The sequence below is a fragment of the Kribbella sp. NPDC026596 genome (genome assembly GCF_040638415.1).
Taxonomy (GTDB): domain Bacteria; phylum Actinomycetota; class Actinomycetes; order Propionibacteriales; family Kribbellaceae; genus Kribbella.
Genome location: NZ_JBEZYF010000005.1, coordinates 1 through 15,688 on the forward strand (window position 1 = coordinate 1; position 15,688 = coordinate 15,688).

General features: G+C 66.0%; 12 protein-coding genes and 1 pseudogene. 7 read left to right on the plus strand and 6 right to left on the minus strand.

Annotated elements, in window-relative coordinates; translation table 11 throughout:
- Positions 1-281 (minus strand): annotated as a pseudogene (locus AB0E63_RS05245) (permease); the annotation flags it as partial.
- A gap of 691 nt (positions 282-972) precedes the next feature.
- On the opposite strand from AB0E63_RS05245, the gene AB0E63_RS05250 reads away from it, so the two are divergent.
- Positions 973-2,349: a helix-turn-helix domain-containing protein gene (locus tag AB0E63_RS05250; protein ID WP_360361668.1), complete on the plus strand. Its 1,377-nt coding sequence runs from the start codon at positions 973-975 to the stop codon at positions 2,347-2,349.
- A 367-nt stretch (positions 2,350-2,716) separates the two neighbouring features.
- The gene (locus tag AB0E63_RS05255; protein ID WP_360361671.1) at positions 2,717-3,730 is read left to right on the plus strand and encodes a TIGR04141 family sporadically distributed protein; all 1,014 of its coding nucleotides are present in this window, start codon (positions 2,717-2,719) and stop codon (positions 3,728-3,730) included.
- Positions 3,731-3,779: 49 nt separating this feature from the next.
- Here the strand turns inward: AB0E63_RS05255 and AB0E63_RS05260 are convergent, their stop codons facing one another.
- The gene (locus tag AB0E63_RS05260; protein ID WP_360361673.1) at positions 3,780-6,179 is read right to left on the minus strand and encodes a DEAD/DEAH box helicase family protein; all 2,400 of its coding nucleotides are present in this window, start codon (positions 6,177-6,179) and stop codon (positions 3,780-3,782) included.
- A gap of 195 nt (positions 6,180-6,374) precedes the next feature.
- Here AB0E63_RS05260 and AB0E63_RS05265 point away from each other — a divergent pair, with 195 nt between their 5' ends.
- Both AB0E63_RS05265 and AB0E63_RS05270 read left to right on the plus strand, forming a co-directional pair.
- A complete protein-coding gene (locus AB0E63_RS05265) occupies positions 6,375-7,031 on the plus strand; it encodes a type IV toxin-antitoxin system AbiEi family antitoxin domain-containing protein (RefSeq protein ID WP_360361676.1) in 657 nt (218 codons plus the stop codon).
- Positions 7,024-7,971 carry a nucleotidyl transferase AbiEii/AbiGii toxin family protein gene (locus tag AB0E63_RS05270; protein WP_360361679.1) on the plus strand — a complete coding sequence of 316 codons (948 nt, stop codon included), beginning with the start codon at positions 7,024-7,026 and terminating at the stop codon, positions 7,969-7,971. Before AB0E63_RS05265 ends, AB0E63_RS05270 begins: the two co-directional genes overlap by 8 nt.
- A 328-nt stretch (positions 7,972-8,299) precedes the next feature.
- Here the strand turns inward: AB0E63_RS05270 and AB0E63_RS05275 are convergent, their stop codons facing one another.
- Positions 8,300-9,364 (minus strand): helix-turn-helix domain-containing protein, encoded by a 1,065-nt coding sequence (locus AB0E63_RS05275; protein ID WP_360361682.1) that lies wholly within the window; start codon positions 9,362-9,364, stop codon positions 8,300-8,302.
- 12 nt (positions 9,365-9,376) lie between these two features.
- Here AB0E63_RS05275 and AB0E63_RS05280 point away from each other — a divergent pair, with 12 nt between their 5' ends.
- A complete protein-coding gene (locus AB0E63_RS05280; RefSeq protein WP_360362242.1) occupies positions 9,377-10,483 on the plus strand; it encodes an ROK family protein in 1,107 nt (368 codons plus the stop codon).
- Positions 10,484-10,510: 27 nt separating this feature from the next.
- Here AB0E63_RS05280 and AB0E63_RS05285 read toward each other — a convergent pair whose 3' ends face one another.
- Positions 10,511-10,837, minus strand: coding sequence for a hypothetical protein (locus AB0E63_RS05285; RefSeq protein WP_360361685.1), 327 nt, complete (start codon positions 10,835-10,837; stop codon positions 10,511-10,513).
- A gap of 299 nt (positions 10,838-11,136) precedes the next feature.
- Entirely contained in the window at positions 11,137-12,192 is a 1,056-nt protein-coding gene (locus AB0E63_RS05290) for a saccharopine dehydrogenase NADP-binding domain-containing protein (protein WP_360361687.1), read from the minus strand.
- 262 nt (positions 12,193-12,454) lie between these two features.
- Between AB0E63_RS05290 and AB0E63_RS05295 the strand changes: the two genes are divergently transcribed.
- Both AB0E63_RS05295 and AB0E63_RS05300 read left to right on the plus strand, forming a co-directional pair.
- Positions 12,455-13,414 (plus strand): helix-turn-helix transcriptional regulator, encoded by a 960-nt coding sequence (locus AB0E63_RS05295; protein ID WP_360361690.1) that lies wholly within the window; start codon positions 12,455-12,457, stop codon positions 13,412-13,414.
- A 187-nt stretch (positions 13,415-13,601) separates the two neighbouring features.
- Positions 13,602-14,144, plus strand: a complete 543-nt coding sequence (locus tag AB0E63_RS05300; RefSeq protein WP_360361693.1) for a GNAT family N-acetyltransferase — start codon at positions 13,602-13,604, stop codon at positions 14,142-14,144.
- 239 nt (positions 14,145-14,383) lie between these two features.
- Here AB0E63_RS05300 and AB0E63_RS05305 read toward each other — a convergent pair whose 3' ends face one another.
- Positions 14,384-15,640, minus strand: coding sequence for a cyclase family protein (locus AB0E63_RS05305; RefSeq protein ID WP_360361696.1), 1,257 nt, complete (start codon positions 15,638-15,640; stop codon positions 14,384-14,386).
- Positions 15,641-15,688: the final 48 nt, after the last annotated feature.

A 15,688-nucleotide genomic window follows, 5' to 3' on the forward strand; every position in this document is an offset into this window, starting at 1 on the left:
ACCAGGAACGGCAGCGCCTGCACCGTCACGCCGACGAACATCGTCGCCCAGGTTCGCACCCCGTCGTCGGTGAACAGACCGTTGAAGATCCGCCGCCCGAACAACGCCAGCCCGACCAGCAGAACCAACGTCGCGGTGAACACGATCGAGGACCCTTCAGACTCCCTCTCCTCGACCTCCGGAGGTGAGTCTGAAGCGGCCGGCAGGGCGAGCGTACGTGTTGTCGAATCACCCGTCGTACCGGCGGAATCCGTCACCTCGGCGGAGTCTGGCGTGCTCATGACCGGCATCCTGGCACAGCGAAGTGCACCCGAACGAGAACTGAGCGCACCCGTCAAGGGAAATCCGCCGCCGTTCTGCCGAATATTCGCAACGCCTCGACCCAACACCTGTGCACATCGCCCGCTCTTTGGCTCATCCTGCCACTCGCTGTAGCCAGCCACACAACCAGAAGACGACACGAAACTCAGCACAAGCCTGATTCTGGAGAGCCGATCTAGCAGTCCCAGGCAGGGCCTCTCACTCACCTCTTTACGCACCTCAATCAGCGCGAGAGGATGGTGATCGATGAGAACCGGTGCAAACCAGACTACCCACGAATCCCTTGCCAGTAAGAGCTTTCGCGCACCATCGACAAACGATGATCAACCTCAGCCGGAAATCAGCGGGTTCGGGGTTCGAGTCCCTGGCGGCGCACAACAGCCCAGGTCACGCGAGTGGCCTGGGCTTCTTCATGCCCACAGGACACCTTTTATTCGACCTTTTCAGCCACGCGTCTCCCCCCGACAAAGCCGTGCGGGCTTCAGGTGCTCGTAACTGTGCGTCATATCACATTGGCTCGTGGAGTCACCGACCGCGCCGATCTCGACGGCTGCCAAGCGTTGAACAAGCAACGCTCACATCGGTTGGAGGCAAGCCATGCCAAGGCGACCACTGCCCATCGGAACCTGGGGAGAGATCTCCACCAGGACTATGAAGGCCAACAAGAACGGCAAGCGGGTCAAGCACCTGACCCATGCCAAGTTCCGCGACCACGACGGCAAAGTCCGTCCCGTCACCGCCACCGGCACCACCAAGACCGCCGCAAGAACAGCCCTGCTAACGAAACTCCAGAACCGCGCCAAAACCAACTACTCCGGCGACCTCAGCACGAACCACAAGGTCAACAACCTTCTGGATCTCTGGGAGCGAAGGTTCGAAGGACTGGTCGCCGACGGAACCCGATCGCCAACCTCGTTGGAAGCCTACCGGCGCGCCCTCCAAAACCACGTTCGTCCCGCCATCGGCGAACTCCACATCGGCGAAGCCACCACACCACGCCTCGACACCGTCCTGTTCACCATCAAGGACCATGCCGGAGCAGCGACCGCCAGAACCTGCCGCGCCGTCATCTCCGGCGCGATGAAACTCGCCGTCCGCTACGGCGCCCTCACCATCAACCCGGTCCGCGAAGTCGACGCCATCGAAATCAAACCCAAGAACCCGCCCAGAGCCCTCACCACCGAAGAAGTCACCCTCCTCAACAGAAGCCTGACCGCCGACGAGCACGCCGTACAGGCCGATCTCCCCGACCTCGTCACGTTCATGCTCGGCACCGGCGTCCGCATCGGCGAAGCACTCGCCGTCCACTGGGATCAAATCGACCACGCAGTCGGAACCGTCGAAATCACCCACACTATCGCCCGCATCCCCGGCAAAGGACTGATCCGCAAGACCACCAAGTCCAGAACCGGCGAACGCACCCTCAGCCTCGCCACCTGGGCCGCCACCAGCCTTCGTGCCCGCCATACCGGCGACACCCACCCCGACACCCCCGTCTTCCCCGACACGACCGGCGGCTACCGCGACCCCTCCAACACCCGTCGATCGCTCCGGACCGCACTGTCTCCCGTCGCCAGCACCGCCCGCCGCGAGCTTGGCCAAACGCTCCGCGCCCTCCGCCGCCAGAAACACCTCAGCCGCAGACAAGCCGCACAGACCCTCGGCTGGCCCCAAACCAGACTCGAACTCATCGAAACCGGCCGGCTAAAACCCACCCACCATTTGGTCTCCAGCCTCGCCAAGACCTACGGCATCGACCTCGACAACACCTCGGACCTCCTCGCCCAGCTCGAGGACGCCGCCCAACCGGCCGAATCGGACAAGCTCGCCTGGATCCGCTGCCACGCCTTCCGCAAAACCACCGCCACCGCCCTCGACCAAGCCGGCCAAACCGCCCGCCAAATCGCCGACCAACTAGGCCAAGCCAAAGTCTCCATCACCCAAGACACCTACCTCCACCGCCAACGCGCCAACCCGGCCGCCGCCCAAGCCCTCGAACACGCCTTCGACGACCCCGACCTACGGTGAACGGCGAGCAAGTTCGGGATCTTCGGCGATGTACCACGACGAGTTCGCCGGCGCCCGCGACCTGGACAAGATCCGCACAGTTTCAACCCAGGCCGGGCGTCATTCCCCGCCGCCTTGGCCTGCACAAGCACGAACCACTCGCTGCCATTAGGCACCGCGTCCTGCCCGACCTCTGGCCACACTGCTCACCGGTCCCGACCTCGCACTCAACAGCGACGGAATCGCAAGCGGACCTGTCCCGGAAGGTCGGTGGCGACGCGCCGGATGCCGCGCAGGCTTCCCGTACTCATGTTGTCCTGATGTGTGCGGAGAGTGACGGGAGGGGATGCTGGTGGTCACTCGGACTCCACGAGCGCGACAGGTTACATTGCATCGGCTTTGGCGCACGCCTGACGACCCGGCTGCACTCGTCGATGTCCTCGACCAGGAACAGCTGGACGCGCTCGAGGACTTCGACGTGGATGCCGTCACCGTAGCCGGGTCTCCCGGTCTGTGGGTCGAGGGATCGTTTCGAACCTCGGACGGTGAGTCGGCTGAGTGGTGCGTGGCCGCCAGCCGCACCACAGGCCGACTTGTGCATTTTGTCGACTCGCGGTCGGCCGGGCTCCTGTTGCTGATCGTCGACAAACGGACCTATGCCATCGGCTACGGGCAGGGCCACCGGCTGCTGTCCGGCGACGAGAAGGATCGCCGGTTCGGACTCGAGTTCGCGATTCGCGCGCTCGATCCGAAGCAGGTCAGCAAGCTGATGCGCCGGCGGCCGGGCGCCCGCGGCCGGACCGAGGTGACCCGGATGCCCAGTGGGTCGTCGATCTGGGCGTTCGACGTGTCCGATGCGTACGCCGACATTGTGGGCGGCGCCGGCGGTAAATCGGAGACGCTCCAACTGACCCACACGCGCCCGGACCATCCCGACCCTGTGGACGGCGGCGTGGGCCTCCGGATCCGGCTGCCCACCGACCCAGCCGAACTGGTAGCCGACATCCGCACCATCGCCCAGGTTCTCGACCGCGAACGCATCGCAGACCTGGAGTTCGCCGACCGCATGCGCCCACTCCAGGACACCGACACCGTCGCTCGCCTGGACGACGACCTCAAGGAGATGCTGAGCAGCAACGTCGACGATGTCGGACATCGGCTGAGCAGCGTCGTACCCATGGAACTTGCCGATACGATCGACGACGTCTGCGCATTCAAGGTCAGGCTGAACGGTGCGAGCCGTAGAGAAACCGAGATCACCGCGGACAATCTCCTCAACCGGGCCCACATTCTGCGGACCGGAACCAGACCGCAGTCCTTCCGGGAAGGAACGGTCGTCGATCCACGTCGGCAGCGGTTTCATGAGCGGCACGGGGGGTCCTGGCACATCGGCCAGGGCTGATGTGATGGTCTTGCGCATGACGACTGGCACCCTGTGCCGTGAGGCGTCATCAGGCCCGGTCGAATCGCAGCCGCTTGTACCCGGGCATGCGGCGCCGGAGCGAGGCTGCCAGCAGCGGGACGAGCGGATCGTGGTAGTCGTGCACCTCGGCGATGCTCTTGCCTGGTGCGGGGCGGACGACTCGTCCGGCGCACTGGACCAGGAGTCCGTCGAAGGAGATCGGCGCCGCGAGAAACAGGGTGTCCAGGGCCGGTGCGTCGAACCCTTCGCCGACGAACGGTGTGGTGCCCAGGACCAGGACGCCGTCGCCAGCCCTGGCGTCGGTGAGTCGTTCGACGACGGCACGTCGGTCCTTGGCAGGCATGCCCCCTTGGAGCACAAGCGGTTCATGGCCACGACCGGCCAGGAGCGAGGTGATCGTTTCGAGGTGGGCGACCCGGCGGGTCAGGACCAGGCAGTTGCGCCCCTGGCTGAGAGCGGCGTGGACATCGTCGAGGATCTGCTCATTACGGTCTTTGTCGGCGGTGAGCGCCCGGTGTGCCTCGGCGATCGGTGACGGGGCGTCCTGATCGATGTCTGCAGCGGTGAACGTGGTCTCATGCAGGTGCAGCAATCGTGCCGGTCCTGCGCTGGTGTCGGCTGCTTCGGCCAGCGTCCCGGGTATCGCGTCGGTCATCGTGTGCCGGACCGGTCCGAGCTGCCAGCGCAGGAGCTCGCCAAGGCCGTCGCGGCGCTCGGGGGTGGCGGTGAGGCCGAGCCAGTACCGGGCGGCGATCTTCTTGACCGAGTGGTCGTACGCGGCTGCCGCGATGTGGTGTGCCTCATCGACGATGACCTGCCCGTATCCGGCGGTCAGGTTCGCGACGTCGTCGTGTCTGGCAAGGGTGGGCAGCATGGCGACGTCGACGATCCCGGTCAGTTTGCTCCGCCCGCCGCCAACCTGTCCCGGTTTGAGGCCGAGGAACTCGGTCAGTCGGGTGCGCCACTGGTCGGCGAGGGCCTTGCGGTCGACCAGGATCAGTGTGGACACCGCTCGTTCGGCGATGATTGCGCACGCCATGACGGTCTTGCCCGATCCTGGCGGGGCGACCAGGACGCCGTCATCGTGCGCGAGCAGCTCACCGACTGCCGCGGTCTGCCGGTTGGTCAGCTCGCCGATAAGCGCGACGTCGATCTCCGTGCCGGCGGTCCGGTTGTCGGTCACGTCGAGGCGGGCACCGCTGCGCTCCATGATGCCTGTCACCAAGTGCCGCAGTCCGCGAGGCAGGACGAGCTTCTCGTCCAGAGTCAGGTCGTAGCCAGTGACGAACCGTGGGGTGTCCCAGGTGGACTTACGCAACCGCTGCAGCTCGTAGAACTTCGGGTTCGCCATCGAGGCGGCGTGCTTGAAAGTCGCCAGAGCAGCAGGCGGGAGGGCGGTCGCGTCCAGGACCAGGCCGGCAGCGAGTTCGGCACGCACGACCGGTGGCATGGGTGGGTGCACCTTGGTGGACTCGGCGCGCGCCAGGGCCGTCACGTCGTTGCCGACGGCGGCGCGCGACGACTTGCGGGCGAGCCGGGCGGCGTCGCCGGGCGTTAGCCGGTCCAGCGTCGAGAGGAAGGCCCACTGGTCGTCGTAGGGCTCCAGCGTGGCCGGGTCGAGGAACAGCGTGAGCCCGTCCTTGCGGCGGTTGCCGTGGAGCGGTGCAGCGATCTGGTTGCCGGGGCCAGAGCCGGGCAATACGTCCTGGCTTGGGAACAGACGGTCGTAGGAACCCAGGTTCATGGCACCACGCTGGAGGATGGCCTCGTGAATCAGCGCGGTCCCCACCGCGCGTGCCGTCTGCGCAGGGATTGCCTCGGTGAAGAAGATCCACGCATGCGCCCCGGCGCCGGACTGTGAGATCTCCAGCGCAGCAGGGACGCCTGCAGTTCGGGCGGCCTTGACGTACGCCAGGGCGTCGAGCATCGCGGTCTTGCCGTCGAAGTCGGCAGCCAGCCACCAGCACGTGTTGTCCAGGAGCATCGGGTACAGGCCGATGAACAGGTCCTGCCGCGACCTCGCGCCCAGGTGCTCGGCGACGACATCCGGCGTCAGCGGGAGCAGGCGGGCGGTCGCGCGGGTCATGCCCTTGCGCCACCCGCCCGCCGCCGCGGGCATCCACCCCTTCTTGCCCGTCCGCGGGTCCTCCCAGCGCCTGGCGTAGGTATCGGTCCTGGCACGAAACAGGTCCAGGTAGAGAGCGAGCTTCTGCTGCGGCGTCGAGCCCGCCATCGACACCAGCCCGCCAGGACCCACGGGCGCCGCGAGCTGCTCAGCCGCAGGCGTGGTGTCCTCGCCCCGCAGCTCCAGCAGACGGGACAGACGCGCATTCTCGGCCCGCAGCCGATCCCGCTCGGCCCGCAACTCGGACAACTCACGGCGCAGATCCAGGCTGCCGCCGCCATTGCGATCGTCACGAAGACTCACGCGACCATCCTGCCAGGACGCAAGACCGCCCTGTCCGTCAACGCCGGCGTTGAGCTGCGGGATGGCATCTCCCGGCACTCGACCTCCCGTCAATTTGATCCATTGACCCAGCCCCACTGGGGCGCGACCCCTGCGCTTCCAGGTCGCGCGGGGATAGGACAACGTTTGTCCCCGAAACTGGGTACAATAGTTGCAATGGCTGATTCGACGCTGGTACGGCTCGGCTCCATCGCGGAACGCCGGTGGGGCCTGGTCACCACTGCCCAGGCCCAGAAGGCCGGCGTCTCCCGCAAGCAGCTGTCCCGGATGGCGTCAGCCGGCGCCATCGAGCGTGTAGCACAGGGCGTGTACCGCATGGCCGGAGCGCCACCACCGGATCACGAAGCAATCTACGCAACCTGGCTGGCCCTTGGCGGAGCGACCGCGCCCCGCACCGTTGCCGGCGTCGCATCGATCGTGGCAGCCGGCATCACGGCGGCGAACGTTCACGAAATCGGCGACTACTTCCTCGACGGCTTCGACTTCATCGTGCCAGCACGCAAAGGAACCCGGCTTCCCGGCGTACGTCTGCGCATCCGGCAACTGACCCGTGACGAGGTAATCCCCGTCGATGGACTCCCCACTCTGACCGTCGAACGCACGATTGCAGATCTCGTCGAGCTCGGAACCGACATGTCCTTGGTCGCCGACGCCGTGCGTGACGCGGTCCGCGCCGACAAGCTCGTGGCACCCGACCGACTTGCGTCCTACCTCGATCCCACCGCAGCGCGACGCAGGAGCGACGGCAACTCCCTGGCCAACGACCTGTTCGAGCTGGCCGGCGTGACTCCGGAAGGATGGGACCATGACTGAGCGTGAGGGCTACGCCGACTGGCGATCCCTGGAGCTGGCGATCAAGGACGCCGCGAAGAAGGCAGCTCAGCAAGCAGGTCCCGGCGTCAGCGCCGCCAGCGTCGACGCCCAGATCCGACAAGCGCGCTTCGACAGGTTCCTCACCCGAGTCTTCGCCCACGGCGAGCAGTCCGAGTGGCTACTCAAGGGCGGGATGAGCATGCTCGCCCGCGTGCCCCGCTCGCGCACCACCAAGGACATGGACCTCGCAGCACAGCATGCGGCCAATCTCGCCGAGGCCGAGAGAGCACTGACCGAGCTGGTCGACGTCGACCTCGGCGACCATCTCACCTTCCGACTCATCCGCTCCACGCCCACCGGCCTCGGCGACAACCAGCCCGGCGTCGCGACGCGGCGCTACGTCTTCGCGTGCATCGATGTCGACCATGACACCCACATCGACACGGTCGTGGTCGACGTCGTGGTCGGGCCGCCGCCGGTCGGGCGACCCGAGGTGGTCGAGCCGGCCAACCGGCTCCATCTGCGCCGACCGCTCGTCACTCACCCCTACCGGCTCTACCCCGTCGCCGACCAGATCGCCGACAAAGTCTGCGCGACCATGGACACCAACTATCCCGGCGGCAAGCGCAGCAGCCGCGTCAAAGACCTGGTCGACCTCGTCGTGCTGGCGCACACCCAGACACTGGACCTGCACGAGCTACGGATCGCGATCGCCGCCAAACAGAACCTCAGCAACATCGATCCCTTCAAGCACTTCGACATCCCCGCTGACTGGACCAGGACCTACCCCAAGACCGCGAAAGGTGTACCAGTAGCCGAATCCTTCACCGCCAAGACCGCAGCAGAACTCGTCGCCACCTTCATCGATCCGGCACTCGACGATCACTCGAACACCGCGACATGGGATCCACAGAGCCTGACCTGGGAAGCGGCTGCGTGACTCCGAATCGACCCAGAGATCAATTAATGCGCGATTCGCAGTCCGGTCAGAAGCCGACTTCGTGGTCCCGCGGACGGCTCCTACGCACCTCTTTACGCACCTCAATCAGCGCGAGAGGATGGTCAGCGATGAGAACCGATGCGAACGCAACCACCCGCGAATCCCTTACCAGAAAGAGCTTTCGCGCACCATCGACAAACCGTGAGCAGTCCCAGCTGGAATTCAGCGGGTTCGGGGTTCGAGTCCCTGGCGGCGCACAACATGCAGGTCAGAGGCGGGTTCCGTCTCTGAGGACCCATCCCAGGTACGACTTACGGGATGGGTTTTCTCATGAGAGGTCATCAGCGATCATCTCCAGTGCGTCGGCCGCTGCCGGGTTCTTGGCCGTCCGCCCCATGTACACGTCCTGGGTCAGCGACGGCCGAGCATGCCCAAGCTGGTCAGCGATCTGCCGGGCACTTTGGCCGGCATCGTCGAGGATCGTCGCCGTCGTCTTCCGGAAGGCGTGCGATGTGATCCATGCCATAGCGTCTGCCGCGACCGGAGCCGACGCCTCAGCTGCAAGATCGATCAGCTCCGACCGAGGACCACTCGGTGTGCTGTAGGCGTCAAGGATCCTCTCGACCTCATCGACCTCGACGCGAACCCGACCGTTCTCCATGAGGCTGACCCGGTTCTGAGCGCATCCGATCGACGCCGCTGCGCCCCTCTGGGTGAGGCCGGACTTATGACGACACTCCTTCAGCGCGCGAGCGAGGTTCCGGCGAAGCTCCGAGCCGACCGGCGAGCGGGCATCGCGGAAGGAGCGGCGTGTGTTCGACGGATCACGAAACCCACCCAAACGATCTGGGAACACCGGATCGGTTAGCCGGACACCCTGGACGAAGCGAGCACGCAACATCGCGACACACCACGACGGCACCATGAGCACCCGCTCCCCCGCGCGCGACTTCGTCTTGGTCCTGATCAGCCCCTCGCCCCTGGCCCGGACGATCTGGTGGGTGATCGCGACCTCGCTAGCGAAGAAGGTGACCTGCTCCCAGACCACACCCAACGTCTCGCCGATCCGGACCCCGATGCCCAGCATGAACACGGTGAGATCGAAGTGATCGGCCTCGACCGCCTTCGGATCGGAACTGAGCATCTCGAACCACAGACGTCGTTCATCAGCCTCCAGCGCACGGGGGTTCCGCTTGCTCTTGCCGCCCTCGAGGTGCTCGATCTCGCCCACCGGATTCCTCTCCATGGCCCCGTGACGAACAGCGAGTCCGCAGACTCCCGAGATCACCGAGCGGCTCGTCTGCGCGGTTGGTACGCCGACCTTCTTCTTGATCTGCTTGATCACCTTGTCGACGAGCGGCACGGAGAACTCACCGAATCGGATCTCCTTCAAGGCTGGCAGGACATGGTTCCGAAGCGCGCGCTCATAGCCATCACGGGTGCCTTTCGAGCGAGTTCAGTCCTCGACCTTCTGCAGCAGTTCCTCGTACCAGAGTTCGGCACCAACCGAGAACCGGTCCAAGGAGGTCAAGCTTCCACCGCTTCGTGCCCTGATCCGCTCCCGCAGCCGATCCACCAGGTTGGATTCAGCCTCAGTCTTGTTCCTGCCATAGGCCGGCACCTGGCGAGTGATCCCGTCGAAGTCGCGGAAGTAGGTGACGGCTCGATACCTATCCGGCTTGCCCTTCTCGTTGTAGTGCGACACGTAGGTATCGAAGCAGCGTCCGCAGCCTTCGAACGAGGCTCGGTCGGCTACGCCGGCGCCGTCGGGACAGGACTCGACTGTCCTGTCCTGGTAGAGAACGACGCCAACCTTGCCGTCCTCGGCGAACGCTGGTGCGGCGCGGCAGAAGGGGTCGACGATGTCATCGAGGTGCTCGCGGGCGAACGTCTCGGTGCCGGCCTCTACCTCGGCGGCAACCTCATTCGCGGCACGACCGGCGCGGCCGGCGAACTTAAGATGGCGAGCATGGTCGAGGGCGTCGACAACACCGACAGCATCGGCTTCCTGGCCCGGCAGTTCGGCGCCGCAGCTGTCGCGTCCGCCCGCGGCCCGCGGACGAAAGCCGGTCGGTCGGCTCTGTTCAGCGCTGTCGAGGGTGATCCTGCGGCGGTGACGTCGCAACTGGTCTTCGATGTGGCGCGCGGCGGTGATCCGCTCGCGCTGGACGTGGTCGAGCGCGTCGTCGTTCGCATCGCCCGCGTCCTGGCCCTGCTGCACACGCTGCTCAATCCCGAGCTCATCGTGATCGGTGGCGCGGTCGCCGAGGCCGGCGACCTGCTCGTCCCCGGCCTCGAGCGGCAGCTCGTCTCCCTTGTGGACTCACCCCCCTCGGGTGGCCGCATCCGCCCTCGGCGCCCGCGCCGTCGTCCTCGGCGCCGTCCGCCGCGCCCTCGACCACGCCGACCGCGCCATCTTCAGCAGACCAGGCCTCAAGATCCCCCAGCCACCCACTGCATCCTGCCCGGCAGCCGCGATGCTGGCGGCGTGTCGGCCGACGAGTGGCGTTGACTGTTGCACGTCAGCGGTGACGCTTGGTCACCTGTAGGCGAGTTCGTTCAGCTGATGTGTCGACTGCTGGGTGTAGCCCTCGGGCCGGATGCCGCGATAGCCGTTGGTCAGCAGGGGTGACGTGATGACGAAGTCCGCGCTGGCGACGTTGCAGGCGATGGTGATGTCCCACAGCGTCGCCAGGCGCAGCACGGCCTTCACGTCGGTGTCATGTGGTTGGGCTTCGAGCGGATCCCAGACGAAGATCAGTACGTCGATCTGTTCCCTGAGCGATCTGCGCTCCGATCTGCTGGTCACCGCCGACCGGTCCGCTGAGGAACCTGGTGACTGGCAGGCCGAGCTCGACTCCAGCATCGTGCCCGTGGTGCCGGTGCCGTACAGATGGTGCCGGCGCAGGGTTTCGCGGTTGTCTCCGCCCAGCCCAACGGCTCGGCCTTCTTGTTGTCGTGGGCAACGAGCGCGATGTGCCGACGTACAGTCTCGGTCATCTTCGTTCCTCTCATGACGTGGACAGCGTGACGGATCCTCGTAACGCAGTGGTTTCACGTTGTACCCAGCGGATGTCGTCGAATCCCTGCTCCCGACAAGGAAGTTCGTGCTCGCGACACGGCCCTGTCCGCCTCGTTCCGAGGACGCGCCGACCCCGTGTGAGATCAGGACATCTGCGCGAGAGGTTCCACGTGGACCTCGAATCCGTGCGGAGCCAGGAACTGCAGGAAGTCCTCGACGTCATAGGCTTGAGCGGGCGACAAGACGCCGGTGCGGTCGCGTCCTGTGATGAGGCGGCGGGCACCCTCGACTGCGATCACTGCCGTGCAGCCGTAGATATCCCGGCCGCGCACTACGGCTCGGCTGTGACGTCCGTCCACACCGATCGCGTCCGCGATGACAACGAACGTTGCCTTCGTGCGCTCCTGCTGCGTCGGTCCTTCGGGGAGACCATCGATGATCTGGTTCGCGACCTCGGCAGGCGCCTGGAGTAGTTCGAAGAAATCCGGTTCGGCGGCGGCCGCGTTGATGACGACCTCGACATGCCGTGTACGGACGTGCCGCGGGATGGTGACAACCTCGCATCCTGGCCACCCGATCACCGGCGCTTCTCCTGATGTGTCCGGAAATGCCATCGTCGAGCGCCTCGGCGGCTTGCTGTCCCACTGCCAGTCATCGTCCTCGTAGCTGAGTTGGTCGCCGTTGAGCATTTCGTACGCGGAGCGCAGCGTGCCGCGGGTCATGCCGAAGCCGGCCACGTCGTATGAGACAACCAGTTCCTCGACCGGCTCGACCCGCTGACCCGCGAGGTGCGCCACGAAGTCCCCAGGCAGGATGTCGTATCCCGTGGCTGGAACCACGGCGACGCCGGCCACCTGTGCATCGTCCGCGAAGGTGTCGAAAAGACCCTTGACGTATGCCTGCTCCGCGCTGGTGTCGACATAGTGGCATCCGGCATCGATGGCTGCCCTCACAATCGCTTCACCGAACGACGTGAAAGGACCGGCGCAGTTGATGACCGCGTCGCAGTCGCGGAACGCTTCAGCGAGCGCAGCGGCGTCGTCGGGTCGCGCCGGTCGTACCTCCGCGCGTGGCCATTCCACGCGGGCCAGGCGATCCGCGGTCCGTCCCGAGAGCACGGTGTCGATGTCGCGTCGGCGCAACTCCGCGGCGACGAGCTGTCCGGTGTAACCGCTTGCGCCGTAGACGGCGATCTTCATGTGGGTTTCCCTTCAGTCCAACAGATGTCGCCATGCTCACCGGCCGGCCTCCACCGCACCATCCCGCTGATTGGGGCTTCCGGCACCCCCCTCACCTGGGGGATAGTTGGATCTGACGGCGTCGCGCTACCGTTGTACGGTGCTCAAATCGCCGCTCGGGAGCCATGCCAACGCCGTACGCGAGACGATCGCAGCGTTGTGCGAGCAGCAACTCGAGCCAGACGTACTCATCCAGGAGGTCGCCGGGCGCGTCGGTCGGGTGGTGCCGTACGACACCGCCGCGTGGATGCGCACCGACCCGGAGACGCTGCTGCCGACTGACGTCCTCACGATCGGGATGCCATCGAACGACAGCGTGTCGCTCGAGAAGGCACGCAGCGAGTTCGTGAACCACGATTTCAACCGGTTCATCGATCTGGACCAGTCGAGGCAATCCGTCGGTACCCTGGCCACCGCGACAAAAGGGGACTTGAGCCTCAGCGAACGACACCGGTCCGTGTATGTTCCCCGTGGGCTGCACGACGAGCTTCGGCTGGTAGCCCGCAGTGGAACATCGACCTGGGCCATGGCCTGCCTGGTCCGGGCCTCCGACCTCCCCCTCTTCACCGCCGACGAAGCGCGTTTCCTCTCGGCCATCGCTCGGCATGTCGGCGATGGGCTCCGCGCGAGTCTTGCCGCTCGCACGACCCGATACCACGCGGGTGTCCGCGGTGGCCGCGGCATGCTCGTAGTGGATCGCACAGGTCGCATCGAGGCTGCTACGCCAGAAGGCGATCGATGGCTACGCCGCCTACCGCAACAGCCACCTGGCGACACTCCGATCGCTGTTGCGATGGTCGCATTGCAGGCGGCGATCAGCGCGGCGCACGGTGGTCGACCCGCGCGGGCGCGCCTGCGGATGTCCGATGGCTGTTGGCTGCTCGTCCACGCTGACATCCTCGTTGGCGACATTGCCGAGGACCACAAGATTGCCGTCATGCTCGAACCAGCCGGCCCCGCCGAGATGCTCCCCATGCTGTTCGCCCTTCACGGATTCACCGCCCGGGAGCGCCAGGTGGCCGACTTCCTGCTCACCGGCCACGGCATCGACGAGATCGCCGATCAGCTCAACGTCAGCCGTTATACGGTGCGCGACCACGTCAAGTCGATGTTCGCCAAGACGAGGGTCAGCTCACGCGCCGAACTAACGGCCGTCCTCGCCGGCGACGCATTGGCAAGCTGACGATCTCTCACGCTGTCGTCGCATGCTACGCGGAAGGTGGATAACGACGGCCTCTCGAACGCCAGCGTCGATCCGTCCACGGGGCGGCGCATTATCTGCACCAGTCAAGCTTGTGGGAATTGCCGTTGACAGGCAGGTCCTCCGAAACGGACTTGCCGGGGTGGGGTTTCTCGCGTTGCATTGCGCCATGGCTGAACTGCGCACAGAGCGCCTGGTGCTGCGTCCATGGCGGGAATCCGACCTGGAACCGTGGGCCGCGATGAACGCAGATCCGGACGTTCGGGAGCATCTCGGTGACGTGCTCACCCGTGAGCAGAGCGATGCCTCGGTCGCGGCTTTCCGAGCGGAGTTCGACGAGCGCGGCTACGGGTGGTGGGCGGTCGAGGTGCGGGCGACCGGCGAGTTCATCGGATTCGCGGGTTTGGATCAGGTCGACGAAGGCATGCCGTTCACCGGCGTCGAGATCGGCTGGCGGCTCGCCCGCGCGTCATGGGGCCACGGTTACGCCACCGAGGCGGCACTGGCCACATTGAGTGTCGGTTTCCAGACCCTGAACCTCCCCGAGATCCTCGCGGTGACAACCGCCACCAACCTGCGCTCCCAGGCAGTGATGCGCCGGATCGGCATGACCCGAAACCCCGCCGAAGACTTCGACGACCCCACTGCCCCCGAAGGCCCTCTCCGGCCCAGCGTCCTCTATCGAATCCACCGCGCGGCCACCGCACCATGAGCTCCTGGATCGTCGTGCCTGACTTCCGGCCCCGGCAGCACGTCACCGGCCCATCGGCTCCGTCCAGCCCGATCGCTGAGCGGCATGATGCTGGGCTCAGTCGATCGTCTGGGTCATCGCTCGGACGAGGTCCCGCATGATCTCGCGGGATTCGCCGTCTGTGACGGGCCGGCCAGCGATGGTCGCGCCGAGCTGCGGCATCGCGTCATCCATGCGGTGAGCCGGTGGCAGATTATGTGCTATCTACGGGGTTGGCCGACTGCGGCCGGTGGAGTGTTGCCGGCTGTCGCTCCCTCGACGTACTGCGGCGTCACGATGAACGCGAATTCGTACACCCGATCGGCGGCGAGCTCATCCAGTGCATATGACTCACCGATCCGGATGCCGTTGCGCATCAGCAGCTCCTGATGAACGGGAATGATCGCTCCGTCGCCGTTGACGGGATTGCCGAACACCTCGAGCGTCCAGGTGTCACTGCCGATCAGCGCGGGCCGGAACTTGGCCAGGTAGCGCGCCTCCTGTAGGTAGATTCCCGGCGTGCCCGCCGCGCCGCCCCAGCGGACGATGTCCGCGGCATCGCGGCGGGCGAGCAACTGGTTCCAGCCGGTGCGGATCAAGACGGCGTCGCCCGGTTCGATGTGGTCGATGGCGGCAAAGTCCATCGCCTGCTTGAGGTCGTCCACTGTGATCCGATAGTTCTCCTTCAGGACGTCGGCGCCGTTGGACGCCGGACTCGCGAGGTCGCCGGTCTGCCGGGTGGCGACCTTGACCCCGAGCACGTCCAGGAGGATGCCCCGGGTCACGATCGGACCCATGTGCTCGTTGCCCAGCTTGGTGGTGCCGTGTCCGCGGGCGATGTCCTTCCCCCGGAAACCGTTGTAGAACAGCCCGGCCGCGCCGACATGGTTGAGACCGTCGAGCTGCGAGCCGAGCTGGAACGTGGTCGACAGCTGCGCCGGGTAGCCTGGCGGCTGTTCGGCGGTGAACCGCTCTTCGTGCACGCTGAGCTTGTTGGAACCGATCGGCTCGGTGAAGGCGACGTAGCCGCCTTCGGCGACGAAGCCCCGGGGCGGTTCGTAGCCGCCGAGCACCAGCCGTAGTTCATGGATCCGCTTGGGCGGATAGGGCTGCAGAGCCGGAAAGCCGCTCCACATCAAGGCACCCAGGTTGTACGCCGTCACTGGGCGGGTCGCGTCCAGCGTCCGATGCAGGGCGCGAGCGGTCTTTTCCGGGGTCACCTCGTTGAGTGTGCCGCGCTGGTCGTCGGCCCCGTACCGGCTCGGCGCCCAGTCGTGAAGGTTCGCGGGATTCGCGTAGTCGAACGGCGCATCGTCGCCTGAGCCCGCCATCCCCCGGGTCGCTGCTTGCGCGGGGCGGCTGGACAACCCGGCCACAGCTCCAGAGGCGGCTACTCCAGCGGTTGCTGCCAGCCCGAGCGCGGTGCGGCGGCTGATGCCTTGGCTGGTTAAGTAATTGCGCAGCAGGTCCGGATTCATCGGTCACCTTTCAAAAGAGTTGGCGGGCGACAAAGATCACCCCGGAGT